We start from the raw sequence: 21,511 nt of genomic DNA on the forward strand, positions 1-21,511 counted from the left end.
GTCATGAATATCGACATGAATGTACATTTTTGTTGTGCAGGGCTTTAGATTTTGTTAGGAGATGGATTATGGAACAGGTCTTAAACGACAGCGGCTGGCGTGGATCGCCGGAGGGGTGGCTGGAAGCGGCCTACGAATCCCTTCTGGAGTCAGGCGTGGACTCGGTGAAGATCCTGCCTCTTGCGAAAAGGCTGAAGCTCTCCCGAACCAGCTTCTATTGGTTCTTTAAAGATCGAGAAGAACTGCTGAGCGCGCTAATTGCGCGCTGGCGGGAAAAGAACACCGGAAACATCATCAAGCAGTCGGATTCCTATGCGGAATCGCTCGCCGAGGCGATGCTGAACGTGTTTGATTGCTGGCTCGACAGAAACTTGTTTGATGCGAAGTTCGAGTTTGCGGTGCGTAGCTGGGCTCTGCAATCAGACGAAATTCTCGCCGAGGTCCAGAAGGCCGATCAGTTGCGGCTTGAGGCTTTGAAACGCATGTTCATGCGGTTCGGCTACGAAGAGATCTCCGCGGACGTGCGCGCGCGCACCACCTATCTCGTCCAGATCGGTTACATCTCGATGCAATCGAACGAGGACATCGCGCTGCGTATGAAGCGTATTCCCGAATACATCGCCATTTATACCGGCCAAGTGCCCCAGCAAAGAGAGCTCGATCGCTTCTTTGCAAGGCATGGCTACACGCCAGACTGAGGGCCGCCGCAATGCCGCACACGATGAGGATCGGGATTATCGGCGGCGCGGGGTGGCTTGGCGGAGCGATTGCAAGCTCCCTCCTTGCATCCGGGATAGTTCGATCAGAAGCTCTGTCATTGTCATATAGAAGCGCGAGACCGACACATTATCCCCACGCCCACTGGACGCAGGACAACCAGGAAGTGGCGGATCGTTCGGATGTGATCATCATTTCGGTGCGGCCTGCCGACTGGTCTGCCCTTGCGTTCGATTCGCGCGGCAAGCTCATCATTTCCGTTATGGCTGGCATCCGGCTGGACCAGATTGCCACACGTCACAGGACTCGCCGTGCGGTTCGGGCGTTGCCAAATGCGGCGGCGGAAGTCGCTGGGTCCTATACACCGTGGTTCGCATCCGCTGGTGTGTCGGAGGCCGACCGAGCTGCGGTGCGCGAGATATTTAGTGCGTGCGGTGTCGAAGATGAGGTCCGAAATGAGAGCAGTATCGACTATTTCACCGGACTGACCGGCGCAGGACCAGCCTTTCCGGCATTGCTTGCGGCAGCAATGGTGAACGATGCCATCCGGCAGGGCATTCCCGACGATGTTGCACGTCGCGCGGTGACGACCGTTCTGGTGGGAACAGGCCGGCTGCTCGAACAGCGCCAGGATTGTCCAAACGACATCGTCGCATCTTTTCTCGACTACCGTGGAACCACGGCGGCCGCGATCGACGCCATGCGGAGCCTGGGGTTCGATGAAGCTGTTGCAGAAGGGCTTTCGGCCGCTGCCAAGAAATCGGTGAGTATGGGAGATACCTCCTGACGACCCGTTGCGCGGGTAAACGCGGCATCCCGCACCTTTCCAACTGCCGCAAAAGAGGGAACAATAATGAAAAAGCTACTAGCGTCTACATGCCTGATGTTCGGCCTGTTCGGTACCGCGTCGGTCTCAACTGCCGCAGAATGTGGGAGCCTGACAATCGCCAGCATGAACTGGCAAAGTGCGGAGGTACTTTCGAACCTCGACAAAATTATCCTCAATGAAGGCTACGGATGCAGCGCTGACATCACCGTTGGCGATACCGTTCCCACTATCACCTCCATGGCTGAAAAAGGCCAACCAGATATCGCACCGGAAGCCTGGATCGACCTTCTGCCTGACGTCGTCAAGAAGGGCACTGACGAAGGGAAGCTTGTTCTCGTCGGTTCTCCATTGCCTGACGGGGGCGTTCAGGGATGGTGGATTCCCAAATACCTCGCTGATGCTCATCCCGAAATCAAGACAATCCCGGACATGCTGAAACACCCGGAACTCTTCCCTGCTGCAGAAGACCCTTCCAAAGGTGCTCTCTTGAACGGTCCGCAGGGATGGGGTGGTACGGTCGTTACCTCTCAGCTTTTCAAGGCGCTCGACGGATCGAAATCCAACTTCACGCTGGTCGACACAGGTTCAGCCGCTGGATTGGATGGCGGGATCTCGAAGGCATACGAGCGGCAACAGGGTTTCGCAACCTATTACTGGGCTCCGACTGCTCTTCTGGGCAAGTACGAAATGGTGAAGCTTGAGCCTGGCGTGCCGCACGATGATGCTGAGTGGAAGCGTTGCAACACCGTAGCGGATTGCCCCGATCCAAAGCCGAATGCATGGCCAGTGGATAAGGTCGTCACCTTGGTGGCCAAGTCTTTCTCCGAGAAAGTTGGTCCGGAGGTGATGAGCTATATCGAGAAGCGCTCCTGGAGCAATGAGACCGTCGGCAAACTGATGGCGTGGATGACAGAAAACCAGGCATCAGGCGAAGACGGCGCGAAACACTTCCTCAAAGAAAACAAAGACATCTGGATGAAGTGGGTATCGCCTGAAGCGGCGGAAAAGATCGAAGCTTCACTGTAAGCCTTCTTTGTGTGCGGTGCGCCGGGAGACGCACCGCACCCCTCATAGCCGAAAAATAGAAAGAGTCGTGCCGGCTTCTTTTTTGAGAAGGGGAACCGAATGGAATGGTTTTACAAATTTCCACATATGGACGACGAAACGCTTCGCAACTTGAAGAAAGCCATAGACGATGGCTTTCGTGCCTTCACGCGCGGTTACGGCGAAATCATTGAAAGCATGTTTACGCCGCTGCAGCACTTTTTGATCAATGCGGAGCGGTTTATGACCCAGACTCCCTGGCCTATAATTGTCGCCATCATCCTTGCCATTGCTTGGGCAGCAAGCCGTAGTCTGAAGATCGTGCTTGGCTGTTTCTTTACTTTGCTCGCAATCGGCTACTTCGACATGTGGGACGACACGATGCGCACGATCTCCATGATCTTTGTGTGCACGGTACTGTCAATCGCGATCGGGATTCCGATCGGGATTTTGATGTCGCGCTCCAACAGCGTTCAGAAGGTGATAAGCCCGATTCTCGACGTTATGCAGACCATGCCAAGTTTTGTCTATTTGATCCCGGTCGTCATGCTGCTGGGCATTGGCAAGGTTCCGGGTCTTATTGCGGTTGTCATATATGCCATTCCTCCGATGATCCGGCTTACAGATCTCGGTATCCGGCTTGTAGACAAGGATGTCCTCGAAGCAGCGGATGCGTTTGGCTCGTCAGACCGCCAGAAGCTATTCAAGGTCCAGTTGCCGCTGGCATTGCCGACTATCATGGCCGGCATCAATCAAACCATCATGATGGCTCTCGCAATGGTCGTTATCGCTTCAATGATTGGTGTCCAGGGCCTGGGACAGCCGGTGCTCAAGGCGATTGCGAACCAGTATTTCACGCTCGGCATTTTCAACGGTCTTGCCATCGTCGGCATCGCCATCATTTTCGATCGAGTCAGCCAGTCTTATGGCAAGCGGCTCCAGCAGCACCGGGAGATTGTCCATGGCTGATCAGCGTTTCGGTGGCATCAAGATCCGCCACCTCTATAAGATTTTCGGAGCAAATCCGCCGGCTCATATCGAGGCCGTACAAAATGGCGTTTCGAAAGCAGAACTTAATGAAAAGCACGGTCATGTGCTGGGCTTGCGCGACATCAACATTGAGATTCCATCGGGCTGTATCCAAGTGATCATGGGCCTGTCCGGATCAGGCAAATCGACACTCATCCGCCACATCAACCGCCTAATCGATCCGACGGCTGGAGAGGTCCTCGTCGACGGGATTGACGTTGTCAAAATGAATGAAGTCGAGCTGCGTGGATTTCGCAGGCATCAAACCGCCATGGTGTTCCAGAAGTTCGCACTTCTTCCCCATCGCAACGTGCTGGACAACACTGTTTACGGTCTTGAAGTTCAGGGGATCTCGCGAGCAAAGAGGGTGGATACGGCAATGAGCTGGCTGGAACGGGTCGGCTTGAAGGGTTTCGAGCAAAAGTATCCCAATCAGCTCTCGGGCGGCATGCAACAACGTGTTGGCCTCGCGCGGGCACTGGCCAATGATGCGCCAGCCCTTCTGATGGACGAGGCCTTCTCTGCGCTCGATCCGCTTATCCGCACCGACATGCAAACTGTTCTTCTCGACCTGCAGAAGGAAATCAGGAAGACCATCGTCTTCATCACTCATGATCTCGACGAGGCGCTACGCCTGGGAGACCAGATTGCCATCCTCCGCGATGGCGAGGTCATTCAACAGGGGACCAGTCAGGCCATCGTTCTGCGACCTGCCGACGACTACGTGGCAAACTTCGTCAAAGAAGTGAACAGAGGCCGCGTCATCCATGTGGACGCCGTGATGGCGCCTTTGCAACCTGGTTTCTCGTTGCCCGGCACGTCGATTGCGTCGGGGACCCCCATTGAGGACGCCGTCCGCACTCTTGTAAACGGCCGGGAGACAGACGTTGCAGTGATTGGAGCGACTGGCGACCCGATCGGCATCGCCAATCTCCGGCAGCTCGCAGGAGCTATGGTCAACTCGCATGCCGCTGCCCCACAAGGCAACAGCGCCTTGGCCAGAGCCGTATGAAAAGGTGGTTCGGAGCGGCAAAGATGGTGCACTTGGACCCGCAACATTCGTTATGAGAGGAACCGCATAACGAGCTCAATGCGCGGCCGCGCGGACGATCGGACCATTGCTGCAGTCCGTGGGAGTGCATATTCCCGGCACCGCCGCGCGCCGAAAAACTCTGGACGAACTGAAGGCCATCGAGATCGAAGCGGGAGTTTTGGCTTCGATCCGCGGCTTCATCGCCTGACCTAACATATTGCTATGCGTCGACCTTCACGCGGCCGATTGGATTGGAACAACAGGCAAGGATATAGCCGTCGGCGATGTCTTCGTCGGTGATGCCGCCATTGTGCACCATATGCACTTGACCTTCGGTTTTGAGAATCCTGCAGGTCCCGCATAATCCCATGGTGCAGCCCGACGGCATCGCCAAACCTGCAGCCCGTGCGGCCGCCAGAATTGTGTCCGTCTCGGAGCAGCTCGTGGAGACGCCGGATAGGGTAAATTCGATCTCCGCCTTGTTTTCCTGATCGGGAACCAAGCTCTCGGGGACGTCCTCGGTTTCCGACAGCGGTGCATGGAAGCTCTCCTGATGGTAGCGTTCCATGTCGTAGCCGAGACTGGCCAACGCCTCACGCACGGCCTGCATAAATGGTTCGGGCCCGCAGCAGAACACCTCGCGCTCAAGATAATCCTGCGCCATCAGGCCTAGCATCAACTGGTTGAAGATGCCCCGATAGCCGGTCCAGGGTTTGTAGGAATCGGTCTCTCCCACCACCCATTTCAGATCGATGCCGGTTACGCGCGAAGCCATATGCTCCAGCCGCTCGCGGAAAATGATCTCCGACGGGCGGCGGGCACAATTGACAAAGATGATGTCAGGATCCCGCCCGGAATCGTAAAGATAGGTGGTCATGGACATCATTGGGGTGATGCCAGAACCGGCTGAGATAAAAAGATATTTTTCGGCCGGGTGATGCATGAACGAGAATCTTCCGCCCGGACCGATTGCCCGCAGGCGCGTGCCCGGACGCAAATTGTCAAGCATCCACCGCGTCCCGACGGAGTCGGCCTGCGCCTTGACCGTAATCGTCAGCGAGATCGGCCGCGAGGGAGCCGAAGAGATTGTGTAGGTCCGATAAATCGGTCCGCCGGGAACGGGCAATTCCCAAGTGAGAAACTGCCCGGGATCGAAGCTGAACAACGCTCCGGACGGCGACTGGAAGCAGAAAGTCATGACATTGGGTGCCTCTGGAAGAAAAGAGACACATTCAAGTTCTTCCGTGTCTGACCAGAAAGCGAGCTTGGGCTTCGTGACTGCATTCATTCCTTCACTCCGCAGCCATTTGCAGCGGGGGTCAGCGAACGCTCGAGCCGGGTTGCATACCAATCGACGAATTGTGACACGCCGCTTTCCTGACCCGGCGAATATGGTCCGGGAACATAAGCGGGTGAAAAAATCCCACGCTGGTTGGTTTCGATAATCTCCCGGTCTTCGTCGTTGGTGGCGATCCAGACTTCTGTCAGGCGCTTGAGGTCGTAATCGACACCGTCGACGGCATCCTTATGTACAAGCCATGTGGTCGTGACCTCCGTTTCCGTGGGGCTGATCGGCGTTGCCCGGAAGGTCAGGGAATGGTCCGGCAGGAAGTGGTTCCAGGTCGATGGGTAATGGAACATCAGCAGTGAGCCTGCATCGGGCAGCGCAACCCGGCCAAGGTTCCTGCGCACGGCGGCCTTGCCATCGAGCGTGTAGCTCACCGCCCTTTCCTGCAACGGCATCCGCGCCAGGCGGAACTGGCCTCCTCCGGCGAGCCGGAACCGCGCAGGCACACCAGAAGCCTCGCAACGGTCGAAATGCACCTGAAGGGTCGCCGACACCGATCCGTCCGCGGATACGCCCGCCACTTCGGGATCAAGGGAGAAAGAACGGCAGAGTGCCGGATGATTGCTCGAGCAGTGGTAGCACTCGCGGTTGTTTTCCCACACGAGCTTCCAGTTGCCTTTCTCGACGATGGTCGAGGTGTGCGCGACCTTCGCGTTATTGAGATCATGAACCTCGAGATAAGGACGCGCCAATTCGGCAAAGGGTTCGAAATCCGGCGGCGTGTCCGAGAGGCAGATGTAGATCAGTCCCTCGATATTGCGCAGATTCACGGGTTTCAGGCCGTGCTTCGAGGCGTCGAAGTCCGGGCCCATATCGTTCGCCCAGATCAGCTTGCCGTCCAGTTCATAGGTCCATTGGTGATAAGGGCAGACGAGTTTGGCCACCTGGCCTTCGCGCGCTTTGCAAATCAGCGAGCCGCGATGACGGCAGGAATTGTGGAAGGCACGGATTTCGCCATCGCGGGCTCGAACGATGATCACCTCATAAGCGCCAACGTGCATCGTGACGTAGCTGCCTGATTTAGTGAGCTGGCAAGCCGGGATCGCGTAGAGCCACTCTCTGTAGAAGATGTGCTGCAGATCGAGTTCGTACACTTCGGAGGATGTGTAGAACGGCTGCTCCAGGGCATAGCCCGGCACGCGGCGTGCAAGCAGCTCCTGGATGGAGGGCGAGGAAACTGTCATAGGAGAAATCCATGTTCAGTGTGTTCAACTGAACTAACATTGTCTTGTTCGGAAACCCTTTTTACAATAGCATCTTTTTTCATGTTGGTTTAGCTGAGCTAATCTCATATCTGTCGCGGCATCTGTCCATGACACAGAGAACTCCTCCGAAGAGGTCCTGATGCCACGACCATACGATCTCTCCTCGATGACTGCGCTCATCTGCTTCGAGGCGGCCGCGCGAAATGCGAGTTTCAAAAAAGCCGCCCAGGAAATGAACGTCACGCCAGCGGCCGTCAGCCATCAGATCAAAGCGCTTGAGATCGACCTTGGATGCAGCCTGTTCCTGCGTCGCAGCCACGGTGTCGAGTTGACGGAGAAAGGAGCGTTTCTGTTCATTGCGATCCAGCGGGGTTTCGAAATGATTTCGGAAGCCGTCACGCAGATACGCGATCGCCCCGAAAAGGTTGACGTGACCATCCGGGCCACCACAGCAGTCAGTTCGCTATGGCTCACACCGAAGATTTCAGCCTTCTGGAAGATCCATCCCGCCATCACCGTCTCGCAGATCGTCAGCGACGTGCCCGGAATGACCAACCGCTGCGATCTGAGCATCCACTATGGCAATCCGCAGGAGAATAGCGTCGAGATCCGCAATCTGTTTCAGGATCGCATTGTCGCCCTGGGAACACCAGATTTCGCCACCGAGCACCACATTACACGAGTCGAGGATCTGCTGAAGACGCCTTTGATTCATTTAAGCACCGAGGAAACCGACTGGACGAGTTGGACCGACTGGTTCCTGGCGCTTGGACACCCCGTTCCAACGGGCCGCAGCTTCTATGTAAACAACTACATGATTGCGCTTCAGGCCGCTCAGGACGATGTCGGCGCGGTGTTGGGTTGGGATGGGCTGGTCGAAAACCTGATGCAAGAAGGACGGCTTGTCCAGCTTGTGCCTGAAAGCATCCCCTCACCCGCGACATTCCATCTGAAAATCCATCCGCGGGCGACGTCGAAAGCTCGCCTATTTGCAGACTGGCTCGTCAAAAGCACCTAAGCGGCTGTTCGCCGCGTTTGACAGAATTGGTTGCGGTGGCAGGCAACCACCGATACCGACATTCATTGGAAGTCGCGATCTGATCCGCTCAATTTACCCCAGCGACGCCTCGTCGGAGTTGCACTTCGAATCCTCCCCTCTCCGCCAAACACCCTGAAGAAGGGCATTCAGCCTTTCCGCGCCCATCCTTTGGCGCCAGCGTGTTATCGACGAGCGGTCGAACGGCAAATTGATGGCGGAAGAATTCCTCGCCGCAGAGCAGCTGGTAATAAGGGTTCTCCGCCCAGCGTTCGCAGAGCGCTTCGTCGGACAGGTCGTGCATCTTGAGGATGGCCAGTCCCGCCATCAGCCGGGCTGGCAGCTTCACGGATGACTCATTCGACGTTGAGATCTCCGGATAAATAGGTTTCGATCAGACGGACGCGATGGGCGATGCCGTTGCTGATGGATTCAACCATGTCTTGCGGGAAGCCGGAAGGAAGTGCGTTGATCACGGCAGCCGCCTGACGGGGAGCCTTGGCGGCGAGATCAGCAAAGAGTGTGCGCATCAACGGTGTGCCGATGCCGGCGATGTCTGCCGTCTGCACGAAATGTCGGGGCACGATGTCGCTGAGCGCATAGTGGCGGTTCTTGCCCACAGACATGGCGAGTTTGAATTTTTTGGGCACGATCTGGTGGGCATCGAGGCTGGGCTGAGCGCTGAGCACATCGTAGAGCGGCGTCATCCGGTAGCGACCGCCAGGCGTCAGAAAAATGCTGAAATTCTTGGCGTGGCCGTCAGTCGCGCCCAACAGCCAGAAGATGATGTTGGCGCGCATGAAGGTCGCGATATCTTCATCCGGCGTGTCGCTGCCCCTCAGCAGTTCAAGAATCTCGCGCAGGCCGGGACCGCCGTCGGACTGATATTTACGGGTCGGCGGCACGCAGAGCGCTTGACAGCAATCTTCCTGCGGCAGGCGGATCAGGCGTTCATCCTTCGTCCAGCGCCGGTCGAAACGCTCCACAATCAGCGTGCGGCGTTCGCCGAAATCGGCGATCTCGACGGTGGCGACCGGGACGCCAAAGGCCTCCAGCAATTTGAGGCAGAGATATTCATTCTCGACACTGTTTGAGAGGTCGATACCGTTGGGCAACTGGCCGATCTGTGGTTTCAGGATGTGCGTGGTGGCGGTCGTGCCGGTGGGTTTGAACCAGTGGCCGTCCTTGCGCAGCAACGCCGTTTTCTCCTGCGCACCGGCGATTGAAATTCTGAAATCGCCATCCTCTCCCATGCCCAGCGGGGCTGTGGCAAGATTGTTGATAAGATCCGCGATGGCCTTGTCATCGACGGGTTGTCCATCAGTGCCGCCGGTCGGGCCGGGATCGATCCCGTCCGGCAGAAATTGCAGAGCGCCCACGCAGTCGTGGCCGAGAGCGGTGAGCAGGCTGTAAGCGTCGGTGCCGTTCGCCCCGACACGTTCGGCAACGCGCTTACGGATCGCGTCGCTGTCCGGCAGCAGATTGTCGAAGACATTGATCACCGGCGCGCCGATATACCGATCTTCACGCAGCGGCAGGGACAGGGAGACGGCGAAAGCACTGTCCCACGATAGCCAGTCCGGGTCGTAGCGGAAATCGATCGCGCCCGTGGATTCGCGCCGCAGCACCCCGACGAGGCGGCCGTTCAGGAAGACATTGAGCGGGGCGTGTGTGCGGCGGCGAGCCATCAGAACAGATCCTCGATGTCAGTTGCGCTGCCCTTGCTGCGCGGACGGACCACCAGTTCAAGATCAAGCGCCGACAGCGCCGCCATCAGCGTGCGCAGCTGGACGGCCGGCTCGCCGGCCTCAAGCCGGGACACCGTCCCTTGGCGCAGATGGATATGGCCGCCGAGGCCTGACTGGGTCAGGCCAGCCTGTTTGCGAGCACGGCGCAGGATAGCGCCGATCTGTTTTTCGTTACGCGCAATGGAGTCGGCCATGGAACACCTCTGATCGCACTATACGCTATCCCGTATATTTTGTCAATATACGGGATAGCGTATAAATCAGAAATATACGCGAGCGCGTATTAAGTTATTTTAAACGCAAATGCGTATATCGGGGACGACTTTACACGATGTCTCCGTCTTATCTTGCAATCTGCCTTGCGGTGGCGGATGAATGGCTCGCGGAAAAAACCAGCCTTGCAATAGAAATATGCCCTCGATGAAATCCAAGCGCCGAAGCCCAAAGTCCACCGTCAAACCCAACAAGGAACCCAAGCTCTCGCGCAACCAAGCGCCCGCCGATTTGTCGCCGGTGGAATGGCAACGGGCTTTGCGCCGCCAGTTCGGCCGCGAGCAGCCATTCGCGCTCGAGAACCTCACCAAGGAGCCGTTCTTCTCTGAATTCCGGGTGAGCAATCCGGCTTCGAAATCGAGCTACCGCGTGGTGATAAGAGGCCGGGGGCCGGGCGGTAATTTCTGCTCTTGCCCGGATTATGCGACAAACGAACTCGGAACCTGCAAGCATATCGAGTTCACCCTCGCCCGGCTGGAGAAGAAACGCGGCGCCAAGGCGGCGTTCGCGCGCGGCTACCGGCCGGCGTTTTCGGAACTCTATTTACGCAACGGCGGCAAGCGGCGCATCCATTTTCGCGCCGGCGCGGATTGTCCGCCGGAATTGCGCGAGGCCGCCGCGGCGTTATTCGACGCAGATCAGGACGGAGTGCTGCCGGAGGATCGGCTCAGTGAGCTTGAGCCTTTCATGGCGATGGCGTCGAATTCGGATCATGAGCTCCGCGCCTATGACGATGCGCTCGATTTTATCGCGGGACGGCGAGATGCGGAACGCCGCGCGGCGAAACTCGAGGAACTGTTTCCGCTCGGAACCTCCGATCCCGCGCTCGGCGGCTTTCTGAAGGTGCCGCTCTATCCCTATCAGGCCGAAGGCACGCTGTTTGCGGTGCGGGCTGGCAGGGCATTGATCGGCGACGATATGGGCCTGGGCAAGACCATCCAGGCCATCGCCGCGATGGAGATATTGGCGCGGCATTTCAGTGTTGCAAGGGTATTAGTGATCTGCCCGACATCGCTTAAATATCAATGGCAGAGCGAGATTCTGCGTTTCACCGGAAGGCAGGGCGAGAATGCCGCGCGCGTCATCAATGGCGGGCGGGCGCAGCGCCAGATCGATTATCGCCTCGATGATTTCTGCAAGATAACGAACTACGAGAAGCTCAATCCCGACCTCGACCTTATCGCCGATTGGGCGCCCGATCTCGTGATCGTCGATGAGGCGCAACGAGTGAAGAACTGGAACACGATTGCCGCCCGTGCCCTGAAGCGCATCGACAGCCCCTATGCCATTGTGCTCTCCGGCACGCCCCTTGAAAACAAACTCGAGGAATTGATTTCCATCGTCCAGTTCGTCGATCAGCATCGACTGGGGCCGACATGGAAGCTGCTCTATGAGCACCAGGTGAAGGATGAAAGCAGCCGCGTCACCGGCTATCGGGGGCTGGACCAGATCGGCCAGACTCTCGCACCCATCATGATCCGCCGCCGCAAATCCGAGGTGCTCAAGCAATTGCCCAGCCGCCTCGACCAGAATCTCCTGGTGCCGATGACCGAGGCGCAAATGGTGTACCATCAGGAAAACGCCGATATGGTGGCCAAAGTCGTCCAGCGCTGGCGCAAGACCGGTTTCCTGTCGGACAAGGATCAGCGACGGATGACCTGTGCGCTGCAGAACATGCGCATGGCGTGCAACAGCACCTATCTGCTGGACCAGGAGACGGACCATGGCGTCAAGGCCGATGAGCTGATGGCCTTGTTCGACGATCTGTTCGCCGAGCCGAATGCCAGGGCGGTGGTGTTTTCGCAATGGACGCGGACTCATGACATCATCATCAAGCGCCTCGAAGCGCGCGGCCTCGGCTATGTCAGTTTCCACGGCGGCGTGCCCTCGGAGAAGCGCCCGGCGCTCGTCGAGCGGTTCCGCCACGATCCCGCTTGCCGCGTGTTCCTGTCCACCGACGCCGGCAGCACGGGCCTCAACCTGCAGCATGCCTCGACTCTCGTGAACATGGACCTGCCATGGAACCCCGCCATACTGGAGCAGCGCATCGCCCGCATCCATCGCCTTGGTCAGCTAGCGCCCGTGCGGATCATCAATTTCGTCGCCAAGGGCACCATCGAGGAAGGGATGCTTTCGGTGCTGGCCTTCAAGCGCTCGCTGTCAGCCGGAATTCTCGACGGCGGCAGCAGCGAGATTTCGCTCGGCGGCTCGCGCCTCAACCGCTTCATGAAGGACGTGGAAGATGTCACCGGCGGCATGGGTAAGAGCGAGGCGGTGACGCCGGCGGAGGAAGCGGGGAACAGCGGTATCGTCACCGACGATACCGCCCTTAAGCAAGACGTAAAAGCGGGTGCGGATACCGGTCCCGGCAATATCGCGGCTCCCGACAAGTCCTCGACTCCGTCAACTGATCCGGCGCCAAACCCATGGCTCGCCCTGATCCAGGTGGGCACGCAATTGGTGTCCGCCCTCGCCGCCGCCGGCGATCCGGAAGCGCCATCGCACCCGTGGATCGAACGCGATCCGTCAACCGGCGCGCAGAGCCTGAAGGTGCCGTTACCCCCGAAGGAAACAGCGCAACAACTGGCCGATGCCCTTTCCGCGCTGGCGGACGGCTTGCGGGGCGCCCCTCCCTTCAAGTAAGGCTGAGCCCGGAGCCGGTCACGATATCGCAATCATCGTCGTATTCGGTTGACGACGCTATGGCGCCTAACCGGCTCAGTTCCGCGTGGAAACCAACAGGTGCTTGCCGGCCATGCTGACGTCGAGGGTTTCAGCGACGACAGACCGATCACGACGGCGACCGACATTGGAATTGAGCGTGCTTCGGCTCAGGCATGGCTTGCGGCGAACCGCGGTTCCAGATCGGCAAAGCCGAACGTGAGGGGTTTTTACGAACCACGTACCGGGAGCATTCAGTATGTGGTGAGCGACCCCGCAACTGGCAAATGCGCCATCATCGATCCGGTTCTGGACTATGACGAAAAGTCGGGCGCCACCAAAACCGAACAGGCCGATAAACTTCTCGCCTGCATCGCCGAGGAAAACCTCTCCGTCGAATGGATCCTCGATACCCATCCGCATGCCGACCACTTCTCGGCCGCTCCCTATCTGAAAGAGAAGACCGGAGCACCGACCGCAATCGGTGCTCATGTGGTCGATGTGCAGGCCCTTTGGAAGGACATCTACCACTGGCCGGATTTTCCGGCGGACGGCCGGCAATGGGATCGGCTATTCGCCGACGGCGACAGTTTCAAGATCGGCTCAATCGACGCCAAGGTCATGTTTTCGCCAGGCCATACGCTCACATCCGTCACCTATGTCATCGGCGATGCCGCCTTCGTCCACGACACATTGTTCATGCCGGATTCCGGCACCGCGCGCGCTGACTTCCCCGGCGGCAGCGCCAAGTCGCTCTGGCAGTCCATCCAGGCCATTCTCTCCTTGCCGGACAAGACCAGAATTTTTTCGGGGCACGATTACCAACCGGACGGACGTCAGCCTCGGTGGGAGAGCACCGTCGCGGAGCAAAAAGCCGACAACCCCCACATCACCGACCAGACCGAGGAGAGCTTTATCGCTCTGCGCGAGGCGCGCGACGCCACGCTCCCCATGCTCAAGCTCATCCTGCATGCGCTGCAGGTCAACATCGCCGGCGGGCGCCTGTCAGAACCCGAGGCGAACGGCAGACGCTACCTCAAGATACCGTTGAATGCCCTGGAAGGGGTGGTCTGGTGATAGAACCCTATTTCGCTCCAATCACCGGCGGTGCACTGATTGGATTGTCCGCTAGCCTGCTGATGCTTCTCAATGGCCGCATCGCCGGTATCAGCGGTATTGTCGGCAGCATCCTTGGCAAGCGTGGCGAACGCTTTGGGCATGACGTGGCATTCGTCGTTGGCCTTTTGCTCGGCCCTCTGGCCTATCGCCTCATGTTCGGTAGCGGGCCGCAGGTCGTGATAACAGCGACCTTGCCATTACTGATCGTTGCAGGGCTACTGGTCGGCTTCGGCACCCGCATGGGCTCGGGATGCACCTCCGGCCACGGGATTTCCGGGTTAGCGCGGCTATCGCTTCGTTCCTTCACCGCCGTGTTGACCTTCCTCGCAACAGCGATCCTGACCGTACTCGCGCTGCGACTGGGAGGCTGGTTATGACAGGTGCGCTCCGCATCCTGGTCGCGCTCGTTGCTGGCCTTCTGTTCGGCCTGGGCCTTGCCATTTCCGGCATGCTCAATCCAGCGAAGGTCAAAGCCTTTCTCGACATCACTGGCGCATGGGATCCGAGCCTGATCTTCGTGCTGGGGGCAGACGTTATTGTCGATTTCGTCGGCTATCGTCTGGCTTTTGCCTTCAATAGGCCCGTGCTCGACAGCCGGCATCATCTTCCCGCCAAGACCCGTATTGACCGACCTCTTATCGTTGGCTCGGCAATTTTCGGCATCGGCTGGGGATTGGCAGGGTTCTGCCCGGGACCGGCAATCGCGTCATTGTCCCTCGGACTGGCTCCCGCGGTGATGTTCGTGGTCGCCATGCTCATCGGAATGGTCGTTCACGATCGTTTCGTTGCCCAGAAAGGATAGCCACATGCTGTCCACACTTGGACCGGCGCTTTTCTCTGGCGGTCTTGTCGGGTTTTTGCTTGGCCTTATGGGCGGCGGCGGATCAATCCTCGCCACACCGCTACTTCTCTATGTCGTTGGCGTCGCTCAGCCGCATATCGCCATTAGCACGAGCGCGCTGGCCGTCTCGATGAACGCATTTGCCAACCTTGTCGGTCACGCACGCAGCGGTAATGTCCGCTGGCCATGCGCGCTCGTCTTCGCTGGTGTCGGCACGATCGGCGCTCTGGCAGGATCAAGTCTTGGCAAGCTCATCGACGGTGAACGCCTGCTCTTCCTCTTCGGCCTCGTCATGCTCGTCGTCGGGGCAATGATGCTGCGCCCCAAGCCTAAGACAATCGCCCCTGAGCGTACCGTGAACTTGCGCACCTGCCTGATCACGGCGGGCGTAGCCTTCTCTGCCGGCATTGCCTCGGGCTTCTTCGGTATCGGTGGTGGTTTTCTCATAGTTCCTGGCCTGATGCTGGCAACCGGCATGCCGATGCTCAATGCCATCGGTTCCTCGCTGCTCGCCGTAGGCAGCTTTGGACTGGCGACAGCGCTCAACTATGCCGCATCCGGTTTGGTCGACTGGCCGATCGCCTTTGAGTTCATCGCCGGTGGTGTCCTTGGTGGCATTTTCGGCATGATGCTGGCCAACCGGCTTTCATCGCGCAAGAATACGCTCAACCGGATATTTGCCGCAGTGATCTTCATCGTGGCAGCCTATGTGCTTTATCGTAGCGTTGGTGCGGTCGTTCAATGAAGCGAACCTTGGATGGGTAGAGTCTGACCGGAACGTTTTTGGCGAGAATTACCAAACAAGCAGGACAGCATCTTTATGGGAAATGATTGGGACAGCAGATTCGAAGGTGAGAGCTACCTGTTCGGAACGAAGCCGAACGCCTTTCTCGCCTCGCAGGTCTACCGACTTCATCCTGGGATGAAAGCCCTCGCAGTCGCCGACGGGGAAGGTCGAAAGCTATGACGTCGTCGCCGCCATATTCGTTCAGTTCGCACCACCGGACCTGCGCAGCAAAATGTTTGCAGGCTTCTACCAGTGCCTGAGGCCAGGAGGCATCCTGCTCATGCAGGGGTATCGCGTTGAGCAACTTCGCTTTGGGACAGGCGGTCCGCCCCAGGCAGAAAACCTGTATAACAAGGATCTGTTGGTCCGTTCATTCGCTCATTGGCATTCGGCATCTGCATGAACATGACAGTGTGCTCGCAGAAGGAGCGGGGCACTCCGGCATGTCTGCCCTCATCGATCTTGTTTCTGAAAAGCCGCTAGCCTCTCACGGGCAAGGCACACCTAACGTCAATTCATGAGATGAGAGCCGCTTACGGCTATACTGGTTAGCTATCGGAAGGTTGCCGGCACCCTTCAAGCCAAACGTCGCTGAGCCCTTCTGGCGCGCACGTTCCTGCCACCAGACGTTCAATCCGGCCGACACGCTCATTGAGCGCAGTATCGTTCTCGCGAAGCTTGTATGATCCCGGGGCGATAAGAACGGCTACCAGTCGAATGAACTCCGAGTTGCTTAATTCTGCGGGCGGTCGCCCATAGATCGCTGAACTTGCCTTGTAGAAGCCAGTCATCCAGCCTTCCGGGCCTTCGCCCATCTCCAATGTTTCGAGCCAAAGCGCAAGAATCTGATCTTTGGAAAGGCGGCTTTCCAAACCCATCGCGTAGCCGGTTTGTCGAATCTTCCCGACACCGGGTTGGAATTTTTCGAAGGCAAGGCGCTTTGAAGCCGACTGCGTGATTGTTGTCGCTCCAGCGCCGGAGGTCGAAAAATCCACCCCGGAGTGATTAGCGAAATTTGGGTCCTCCACTGTCATCAATATCGCCAGATGCTCCGCCCCAAGCGAGGCTCCTCCGCGCCCCTGCGCTATCAAATCATCTGCGCGTTGCCCCAACTGCGGAGCGTCCGACAGAGCGTCCCAGTATCCTTTTCCGCCGTAAGCACCGGCGGCGATGATCAGCAAACCTAAAAGAACGCCTGTGAACTTGAAAATTCGTCTCATTCAATCTCTCAATCGGAATCAAGTGGCGGGACTAAGAACCACAAGACACCAAATTGTTGCAGAAGTTAGGAATTGCGCGACACCATCTCGCCGAGATCGGCCTTGGTCATCACATAGCATTTGCAGGGGTCGTCCCCATGCTTGCTATCGCCGATGTGCTTCATGCCAATCCTCTCTGCGACGCGCTGCGAGGAAAGATTGCCGGGGTCGATGTCCGCGACGATGCGTTCAAGTCCTGCAGTATGAAAGGCGTGTTCAACGATTGGGCGGGCAGCTTCCAGTGCGAAGCCGTTTCCCCAAGCGGATTGATTAAGACGCCAACCGATTTCGACTTCCGGGCCGACGCCATCATAGGGGATGAGAAGAATCCACCCCAAGAACTGGTCAGGTTGCTCCTTCGGGAAAATGGACCAGTACCCAAGACCATCACCAAGAGAGGTTTCAATCCTTTCTCTTAGGAAGGCTTCATGCTTTACGGGGTCATTCCACAGGCCAGGGATGAACCGTGTAACTGCCGGATCGCGATCCATCGCAAGACAAGCATCGAAATCCGCCATTGTGCGAGGCCGAACCCAAAGGCGTTCAGTTTCGAAGCTTGGCAGCACCATCTTTCCTCCTTGTTGTCGCAAAAATCCCGAAACCCGTGACACAATCGAAGGAACTCCCCTCGGCATCACGCTGATCGTGACCTCGGTCTTCATGCTCGCCTTCGGCGATGCGGTCGTTAAGCAGAGCAGTGCCGACTTTTCACTGTGGCAGCTTTTTGTCGCACGAGGATTGATCACCGTTCCCCTGCTCTTTGGTGTTGCCAGAATCCTGGCCCCAGCTTCGACACTATGGCCGAAGGCCGTTGGTTGGGTCTTTGTCCGCAGCATACTGATCGTGCTGATGTGGATTGCCTATTACGCCGCGCTCCCGTTCATGAGCCTGTCGGTGGCAGCAACGGCACTCTACACGACGCCATTGTTTATCGCTCTCTTCTCCGCCGCCCTCATTCGGGAACCTGTCGGCGCCCGAAGGTGGTTGGGAATCCTGCTGGGCTTTATTGGTGTGCTCGTCATTCTGCGCCCGGCGGCCGATGCCTTCTCCGCAGTTGCGCTGCTACCGATCCTTGCTGCCATCTTCTATGCGCTCGCAGCGGTCATAACCCGAAGCAAATGCTCGGATGAGAACGCCTTGAGCGTAGCTATGAGCCTGAACCTGTGCCTCGTCATGTCGGGTGCTCTCGGCGTCGGAGGTATTATGTTCGTTCCGGCCGCTGGCAACCTGGCTTTTCCGTTCCTGCAAAGTCCGTGGACGGCGATGAACAATGGGACGTGGGCAATCATTGTGCTGCTGGGCATATTGCTGGTTGCCGAAAGCATTGGGGTAGCAAAGGCCTATCAGATCGCGCCGGCCGCGATCATCGGAACATTTGATTACAGCTATCTGGTGTTCGCCGTATTTTGGAGCTTCGTGTTTTTTGCTGATGCTCCGGACATACTCACGGTGCTGGGAATTGGCTTTATCCTCGTGGCTGGATGGCTTGTCGTATGGAACTCGCCCCTCAAACAAGCATATTGATAGTGTCTCTGAGATCGAAGGGGAATGAAATATAGCCATTTTTGGCGGAGCCGTCGTGCGCGGTGGCGTTCTCCAAACTGCGAAGCGGGCGGACTGTCTTGGGCTGGTATTGACCTGCTTGTCGGCACCGCTGGATCAGCGCTGCGCATGCGGCGCCCCGATGGCGCAGGACGCATGTTGTGACAAAGCGCGATGCGATGTTTAGTTCTGGGCGAGAACAATCGGAATGGACAACTATTACCTTCGCCGCACCAGCACTGGGTCAGAGCCTTGATCGCCCGCAGGGCGTGCAAAGTACTCGCTCGGTGATCTTCCAAGAGAACGGCGGAACATCGCAGAAAAGGCGCTTGGACTGTCATAGCCGCAAGCGAGGGCAACATTCAAAATCGATTGCCCATCCGCCAGTAATGACAGCGCACCCAACAAACGTGCCTGCTGTCGCCAGTGGGCAAAACTCATCCCAGTCTCGCGCTTGAACAGCCGCATGAAGCTCGATCGACTCATATGAAGCGCGCTGGCGGCTTCCTCCAGAGAGACGGCGCGGACTGGGTCACTCTGTATCCATTCGCAGAGGCGCGCGAGTTGGGCGTGTTGGGGAGTCGGCAGGTTGAGCGGCTCGACGGGCGGGAATGACAATTCCAGCAGCAGCAGCAGCGTGACGACGCGCCCCAAATCCGCGCTTCCTGGCCTTTCCGCGAGCGCGGCGAGCCGCAGAATCAACTCGCGCAACAATGGCCTCACCTCCACCACCGCGCAGACGCCGGGTAGCCCCTTCACGTCAGCCGGATCGATCAGCAATGCGCGAAACTGCACCGTGGCGTGGCTTTTCGTCTCGTGCCCTATGCCCGCTGGAACCCAAACTGCCCGGCTCGGTGGCACGACCCATGTGCCGTCTGTCGTTGTGACGGAAACAACGCCGCTGATTGCGTAAATGAGCTGCGCCTGCTCGTGCGTATGGCGCCCGCTGGCGAAGCAGTGCGCGTCTTGGCTAACGACGACGATCCGATCACTGGCGGTTTGCTCCGGCATTTCCAATTTGACCCTTTTGCGACGATGAATGTCACTTGCGCGTGAGAGTATCATTCTTGCCGGAGATATGGTAGCGCCAGTCCACTTAGGTTTTGTGTCTTACCGTGTTTACCATCGCCCTCCTCACCAGCCATCAAGTCCAGCCGCGTTTCGCGGCGTGGACGGCTATTGAGGTGTCCGAGGCGAGCATCTGCGCCCGGTTCGATACTCAGCGGGGTCAACTCCTTTCCGTAGCGCTGCGACTTACAGGCGGTCGCCAGGACTGACGGCATCCTGGTGGCCGTATGCAGCCGTGCTCGTTTTCTCCTTTTCGCGTACAACGGAAATCACACATGTTGAAAAATCCAGAAACCAAATACCGTCCCTTCAACGCGCCCATTGATCTGCCGGATCGGCAATGGCCCTCACGGCGTCTGACGGCGGCGCCACGCTGGCTGTCCACCGATCTGCGCGACGGCAACCAGGCTCTGGCCAATCCGATGGGATCGGAACACAAGCAGCGCTTCTACGACATGCTGGTCGCGATCGGCTTCAAGGAAATCGAGGTAGCCTTTCCCTCGGCATCGCAGACCGAATTCGACTTCGTTCGCCGGTTGATTGGCGAGGACAGAATTCCAGATGATGTGACGATTCAGGTTCTGACCCAATCGCGGACTGACCTGATCGCCCGGACATTCGAATCGCTGGAAAGCGCCCACCGCGCCATCGTGCATCTGTATAATGCCACGGCGCCACTGTTCCGGCGTGTGGTCTTCGGCATGGAGCAACATGAAATCGTTGACTTGGCGGTCACAGGCGTCACGGCGATGCTCAAAGAGAGCCTAAAACGCCCTGAGACTGCCTGGACTTTCGAGTATTCGCCCGAGACCTTCTGTTTCACGGAACCCGACTTCGCGCTCGAAATCTGCGAGCGTGTGCTCGATGTGTGGCGGCCTACACCGGAACGGCCGGCAATTCTGAACCTGCCGGCGACGGTCGAAGTCGCGATGCCCAACGTCTATGCTGATCAGATCGAATGGTTCTGCCGCCACATCTCACGGCGGGATGCGGTCGTCATCAGCGTTCATCCCCACAATGATCGTGGCACCGGAGTCGCAGCAGCCGAGCAGGCGCTGCTTGCCGGCGCGGATCGCGTAGAGGGCTGCCTGTTCGGCAATGGCGAACGAACCGGAAACGTGGACCTCGTGACCTTGGCGCTGAACTTCTACACGCAGGGGATTGATCCCGGCCTGTCCTTCCCGGCGATGCGCCAGGTTGTGGAAACTGTCGAGCATTGTAACGGAATCCCTGTTCATCCCAGGCATCCCTATGCTGGAGAACTGGTGCATACGGCCTTTTCCGGCTCGCATCAGGACGCCATCCGCAAGGGTTTCGCCGCGCATGAACAGTGTAACGATGGTATATGGGAGATGCCGTATCTGCCGATAGACCCGGTGGACATCGGCGAGACCTACGAGGCGGTCATCCGTGTCAACAGCCAGTCCGGCAAGGGCGGCGTCGCCTGGGTGATGGAGCAGGATCGGGGCCTGAAACTGCCCAAGCGTTTGCAGGCGGATTTCAGCGCCCATGTGCAGAAGCTGGCCGACGATATCGGACGTGAACTCGACGCCGCTGACATTTGGCACTGCTTTGAGAACTGCTATTTGCCACGTCCGACCGACCGGTTTGTGCTCATGGATTACGAGGAGACTGGTCGGGCGGGTCAGCGGCTGTTCGTAGGCCGCATCGCTATCGACGGTGAGGTCTGCTCTCTTTCAGGGCGAGGCAATGGCCTGATCTCCAGGGTCGTGGCTGCACTCGAAGAAGCGGGAGGTCCCTTGGTGGACATTGCGGACTACCAGGAACATGCCATCGGTCACGGCGCGAGCGCGCAAGCCGCAGCCTATGTCGAATGCCGCACAACAGATGGCCGAACGGTGTTCGGCGCGGCCATTGATCCCGATGTTGCCACGGCATCCGTCCGGGCGCTCTTGAGCGCCGCCAATAACGTGGGATAGGGCATTGAGCCTCAGCTGAAGAAAGCAACGCA

At 58.1% G+C, this 21,511-nt stretch carries 20 protein-coding genes and 2 pseudogenes; 14 read left to right on the forward strand and 8 right to left on the reverse strand.

Going from position 1 to position 21,511, the window contains the following annotated elements; translation table 11 throughout:
* Positions 1-68: 68 nt before the first annotated feature.
* The 6 genes from C5748_RS03875 (at position 69) to C5748_RS29195 (ending at position 4,860) form a co-directional block, all read left to right on the forward strand.
* The gene (locus tag C5748_RS03875; RefSeq protein ID WP_105740595.1) at positions 69-698 is read left to right on the forward strand and encodes a TetR/AcrR family transcriptional regulator; all 630 of its coding nucleotides are present in this window, start codon (positions 69-71) and stop codon (positions 696-698) included.
* An 11-nt stretch (positions 699-709) separates the two neighbouring features.
* Complete coding sequence (locus C5748_RS03880) at positions 710-1,504, forward strand: pyrroline-5-carboxylate reductase family protein (RefSeq protein WP_105740596.1); 795 nt, start codon at positions 710-712, stop codon at positions 1,502-1,504.
* A 66-nt stretch (positions 1,505-1,570) separates the two neighbouring features.
* Positions 1,571-2,572, forward strand: coding sequence for an ABC transporter substrate-binding protein (locus C5748_RS03885; protein WP_105740597.1), 1,002 nt, complete (start codon positions 1,571-1,573; stop codon positions 2,570-2,572).
* Between the two features lie 99 nt (positions 2,573-2,671).
* Positions 2,672-3,559 (forward strand): ABC transporter permease, encoded by an 888-nt coding sequence (locus tag C5748_RS03890; RefSeq protein ID WP_105740598.1) that lies wholly within the window; start codon positions 2,672-2,674, stop codon positions 3,557-3,559.
* On the forward strand, positions 3,552-4,631 hold the full coding sequence (locus tag C5748_RS03895; protein WP_105740599.1) for a quaternary amine ABC transporter ATP-binding protein: 1,080 nt from the start codon (positions 3,552-3,554) through the stop codon (positions 4,629-4,631). Before C5748_RS03890 ends, C5748_RS03895 begins: the two co-directional genes overlap by 8 nt.
* A 106-nt stretch (positions 4,632-4,737) precedes the next feature.
* Positions 4,738-4,860 carry a hypothetical protein gene (locus tag C5748_RS29195; RefSeq protein ID WP_280953468.1) on the forward strand — a complete coding sequence of 41 codons (123 nt, stop codon included), beginning with the start codon at positions 4,738-4,740 and terminating at the stop codon, positions 4,858-4,860.
* A 12-nt stretch (positions 4,861-4,872) separates the two neighbouring features.
* Here C5748_RS29195 and C5748_RS03900 read toward each other — a convergent pair whose 3' ends face one another.
* Together C5748_RS03900 and C5748_RS03905 are read right to left on the reverse strand one after the other, a co-directional pair.
* Complete coding sequence (locus C5748_RS03900; RefSeq protein ID WP_105740600.1) at positions 4,873-5,940, reverse strand: FAD-binding oxidoreductase; 1,068 nt, start codon at positions 5,938-5,940, stop codon at positions 4,873-4,875.
* A complete protein-coding gene (locus C5748_RS03905) occupies positions 5,937-7,184 on the reverse strand; it encodes an aromatic ring-hydroxylating oxygenase subunit alpha (protein ID WP_105740601.1) in 1,248 nt (415 codons plus the stop codon). The genes C5748_RS03900 and C5748_RS03905 overlap by 4 nt, the downstream gene beginning before the upstream one ends.
* Positions 7,185-7,344: 160 nt before the next feature.
* Between C5748_RS03905 and C5748_RS03910 the strand changes: the two genes are divergently transcribed.
* Positions 7,345-8,223: a LysR substrate-binding domain-containing protein gene (locus C5748_RS03910; protein ID WP_105740602.1), complete on the forward strand. Its 879-nt coding sequence runs from the start codon at positions 7,345-7,347 to the stop codon at positions 8,221-8,223.
* Between the two features lie 153 nt (positions 8,224-8,376).
* On the opposite strand, the pseudogene C5748_RS03915 reads toward C5748_RS03910, so the two are convergent.
* From C5748_RS03915 to C5748_RS03925, 3 genes and pseudogenes are all read right to left on the reverse strand, one after another.
* A pseudogene (locus C5748_RS03915) lies at positions 8,377-8,584 on the reverse strand (transposase); the annotation flags it as partial.
* 13 nt (positions 8,585-8,597) lie between these two features.
* Positions 8,598-9,929 (reverse strand): type II toxin-antitoxin system HipA family toxin, encoded by a 1,332-nt coding sequence (locus tag C5748_RS03920; RefSeq protein WP_105740603.1) that lies wholly within the window; start codon positions 9,927-9,929, stop codon positions 8,598-8,600.
* Complete coding sequence (locus C5748_RS03925; protein ID WP_105740604.1) at positions 9,929-10,183, reverse strand: helix-turn-helix domain-containing protein; 255 nt, start codon at positions 10,181-10,183, stop codon at positions 9,929-9,931. Before C5748_RS03925 ends, C5748_RS03920 begins: the two co-directional genes overlap by 1 nt.
* 226 nt (positions 10,184-10,409) lie before the next feature.
* Between C5748_RS03925 and C5748_RS03930 the strand changes: the two genes are divergently transcribed.
* From C5748_RS03930 to C5748_RS03950, 5 genes and pseudogenes are all read left to right on the forward strand, one after another.
* Positions 10,410-12,905, forward strand: a complete 2,496-nt coding sequence (locus C5748_RS03930) for a DEAD/DEAH box helicase (RefSeq protein ID WP_105740676.1) — start codon at positions 10,410-10,412, stop codon at positions 12,903-12,905.
* A 45-nt stretch (positions 12,906-12,950) separates the two neighbouring features.
* A pseudogene (locus tag C5748_RS03935) lies at positions 12,951-14,000 on the forward strand (MBL fold metallo-hydrolase); the annotation flags it as partial.
* Positions 14,000-14,419: a YeeE/YedE family protein gene (locus C5748_RS03940; protein ID WP_245428790.1), complete on the forward strand. Its 420-nt coding sequence runs from the start codon at positions 14,000-14,002 to the stop codon at positions 14,417-14,419. The pseudogene C5748_RS03935 and the gene C5748_RS03940, both read left to right, overlap by 1 nt.
* Positions 14,416-14,844: a YeeE/YedE family protein gene (locus C5748_RS03945; protein ID WP_105740606.1), complete on the forward strand. Its 429-nt coding sequence runs from the start codon at positions 14,416-14,418 to the stop codon at positions 14,842-14,844. Before C5748_RS03940 ends, C5748_RS03945 begins: the two co-directional genes overlap by 4 nt.
* 4 nt (positions 14,845-14,848) lie before the next feature.
* Positions 14,849-15,628, forward strand: a complete 780-nt coding sequence (locus C5748_RS03950) for a sulfite exporter TauE/SafE family protein (protein ID WP_105740607.1) — start codon at positions 14,849-14,851, stop codon at positions 15,626-15,628.
* Between the two features lie 590 nt (positions 15,629-16,218).
* On the opposite strand, the gene C5748_RS03960 is transcribed toward C5748_RS03950, so the two are convergent.
* Together C5748_RS03960 and C5748_RS03965 are read right to left on the reverse strand one after the other, a co-directional pair.
* A complete protein-coding gene (locus tag C5748_RS03960) occupies positions 16,219-16,890 on the reverse strand; it encodes a transglycosylase domain-containing protein (RefSeq protein ID WP_245428766.1) in 672 nt (223 codons plus the stop codon).
* A gap of 65 nt (positions 16,891-16,955) precedes the next feature.
* Positions 16,956-17,591 (reverse strand): GNAT family N-acetyltransferase, encoded by a 636-nt coding sequence (locus C5748_RS03965; RefSeq protein WP_245428768.1) that lies wholly within the window; start codon positions 17,589-17,591, stop codon positions 16,956-16,958.
* On the opposite strand from C5748_RS03965, the gene C5748_RS03970 reads away from it, so the two are divergent.
* Positions 17,575-18,453, forward strand: coding sequence for a DMT family transporter (locus C5748_RS03970; RefSeq protein ID WP_158259804.1), 879 nt, complete (start codon positions 17,575-17,577; stop codon positions 18,451-18,453). The two genes, C5748_RS03965 and C5748_RS03970, sit on opposite strands and share 17 nt — an antisense overlap.
* Positions 18,454-18,690: 237 nt before the next feature.
* Here the strand turns inward: C5748_RS03970 and C5748_RS03975 are convergent, their stop codons facing one another.
* Positions 18,691-19,482, reverse strand: coding sequence for an AraC family transcriptional regulator (locus C5748_RS03975; RefSeq protein ID WP_105740609.1), 792 nt, complete (start codon positions 19,480-19,482; stop codon positions 18,691-18,693).
* A gap of 332 nt (positions 19,483-19,814) precedes the next feature.
* Between C5748_RS03975 and leuA the strand changes: the two genes are divergently transcribed.
* On the forward strand, positions 19,815-21,479 hold the full coding sequence (leuA, locus tag C5748_RS03985; protein ID WP_105740611.1) for a 2-isopropylmalate synthase: 1,665 nt from the start codon (positions 19,815-19,817) through the stop codon (positions 21,477-21,479).
* The last annotated feature ends 32 nt before the right edge of the window (positions 21,480-21,511 follow it).

Source organism: Phyllobacterium phragmitis (assembly GCF_002980495.1).
GTDB lineage: Bacteria > Pseudomonadota > Alphaproteobacteria > Rhizobiales > Rhizobiaceae > Paramesorhizobium > Paramesorhizobium phragmitis.

What these genes read in the sequence shown, in the direction of transcription:
- C5748_RS03875 (WP_105740595.1), top strand. Translation starts at nt 69, where the DNA reads ATGGAACAGGTCTTAAACGACAGCGGCTGGCGTGGATCGCCGGAGGGG.
- C5748_RS03880 (WP_105740596.1), top strand. Translation starts at nt 710, where the DNA reads ATGCCGCACACGATGAGGATCGGGATTATCGGCGGCGCGGGGTGGCTT.
- C5748_RS03885 (WP_105740597.1), top strand. Translation starts at nt 1,571, where the DNA reads ATGAAAAAGCTACTAGCGTCTACATGCCTGATGTTCGGCCTGTTCGGT.
- C5748_RS03890 (WP_105740598.1), top strand. Translation starts at nt 2,672, where the DNA reads ATGGAATGGTTTTACAAATTTCCACATATGGACGACGAAACGCTTCGC.
- C5748_RS03895 (WP_105740599.1), top strand. Translation starts at nt 3,552, where the DNA reads ATGGCTGATCAGCGTTTCGGTGGCATCAAGATCCGCCACCTCTATAAG.
- C5748_RS03900 (WP_105740600.1), bottom strand. Translation starts at nt 5,940, where the DNA reads ATGAATGCAGTCACGAAGCCCAAGCTCGCTTTCTGGTCAGACACGGAA.
- C5748_RS03905 (WP_105740601.1), bottom strand. Translation starts at nt 7,184, where the DNA reads ATGACAGTTTCCTCGCCCTCCATCCAGGAGCTGCTTGCACGCCGCGTG.
- C5748_RS03910 (WP_105740602.1), top strand. Translation starts at nt 7,345, where the DNA reads ATGCCACGACCATACGATCTCTCCTCGATGACTGCGCTCATCTGCTTC.
- C5748_RS03920 (WP_105740603.1), bottom strand. Translation starts at nt 9,929, where the DNA reads ATGGCTCGCCGCCGCACACACGCCCCGCTCAATGTCTTCCTGAACGGC.
- C5748_RS03925 (WP_105740604.1), bottom strand. Translation starts at nt 10,183, where the DNA reads ATGGCCGACTCCATTGCGCGTAACGAAAAACAGATCGGCGCTATCCTG.
- C5748_RS03930 (WP_105740676.1), top strand. Translation starts at nt 10,410, where the DNA reads ATGAAATCCAAGCGCCGAAGCCCAAAGTCCACCGTCAAACCCAACAAG.
- C5748_RS03945 (WP_105740606.1), top strand. Translation starts at nt 14,416, where the DNA reads ATGACAGGTGCGCTCCGCATCCTGGTCGCGCTCGTTGCTGGCCTTCTG.
- C5748_RS03950 (WP_105740607.1), top strand. Translation starts at nt 14,849, where the DNA reads ATGCTGTCCACACTTGGACCGGCGCTTTTCTCTGGCGGTCTTGTCGGG.
- C5748_RS03960 (WP_245428766.1), bottom strand. Translation starts at nt 16,890, where the DNA reads ATGAGACGAATTTTCAAGTTCACAGGCGTTCTTTTAGGTTTGCTGATC.
- C5748_RS03965 (WP_245428768.1), bottom strand. Translation starts at nt 17,591, where the DNA reads ATGAAGACCGAGGTCACGATCAGCGTGATGCCGAGGGGAGTTCCTTCG.
- C5748_RS03975 (WP_105740609.1), bottom strand. Translation starts at nt 19,482, where the DNA reads ATGCCGGAGCAAACCGCCAGTGATCGGATCGTCGTCGTTAGCCAAGAC.
- leuA (WP_105740611.1), top strand. Translation starts at nt 19,815, where the DNA reads ATGTTGAAAAATCCAGAAACCAAATACCGTCCCTTCAACGCGCCCATT.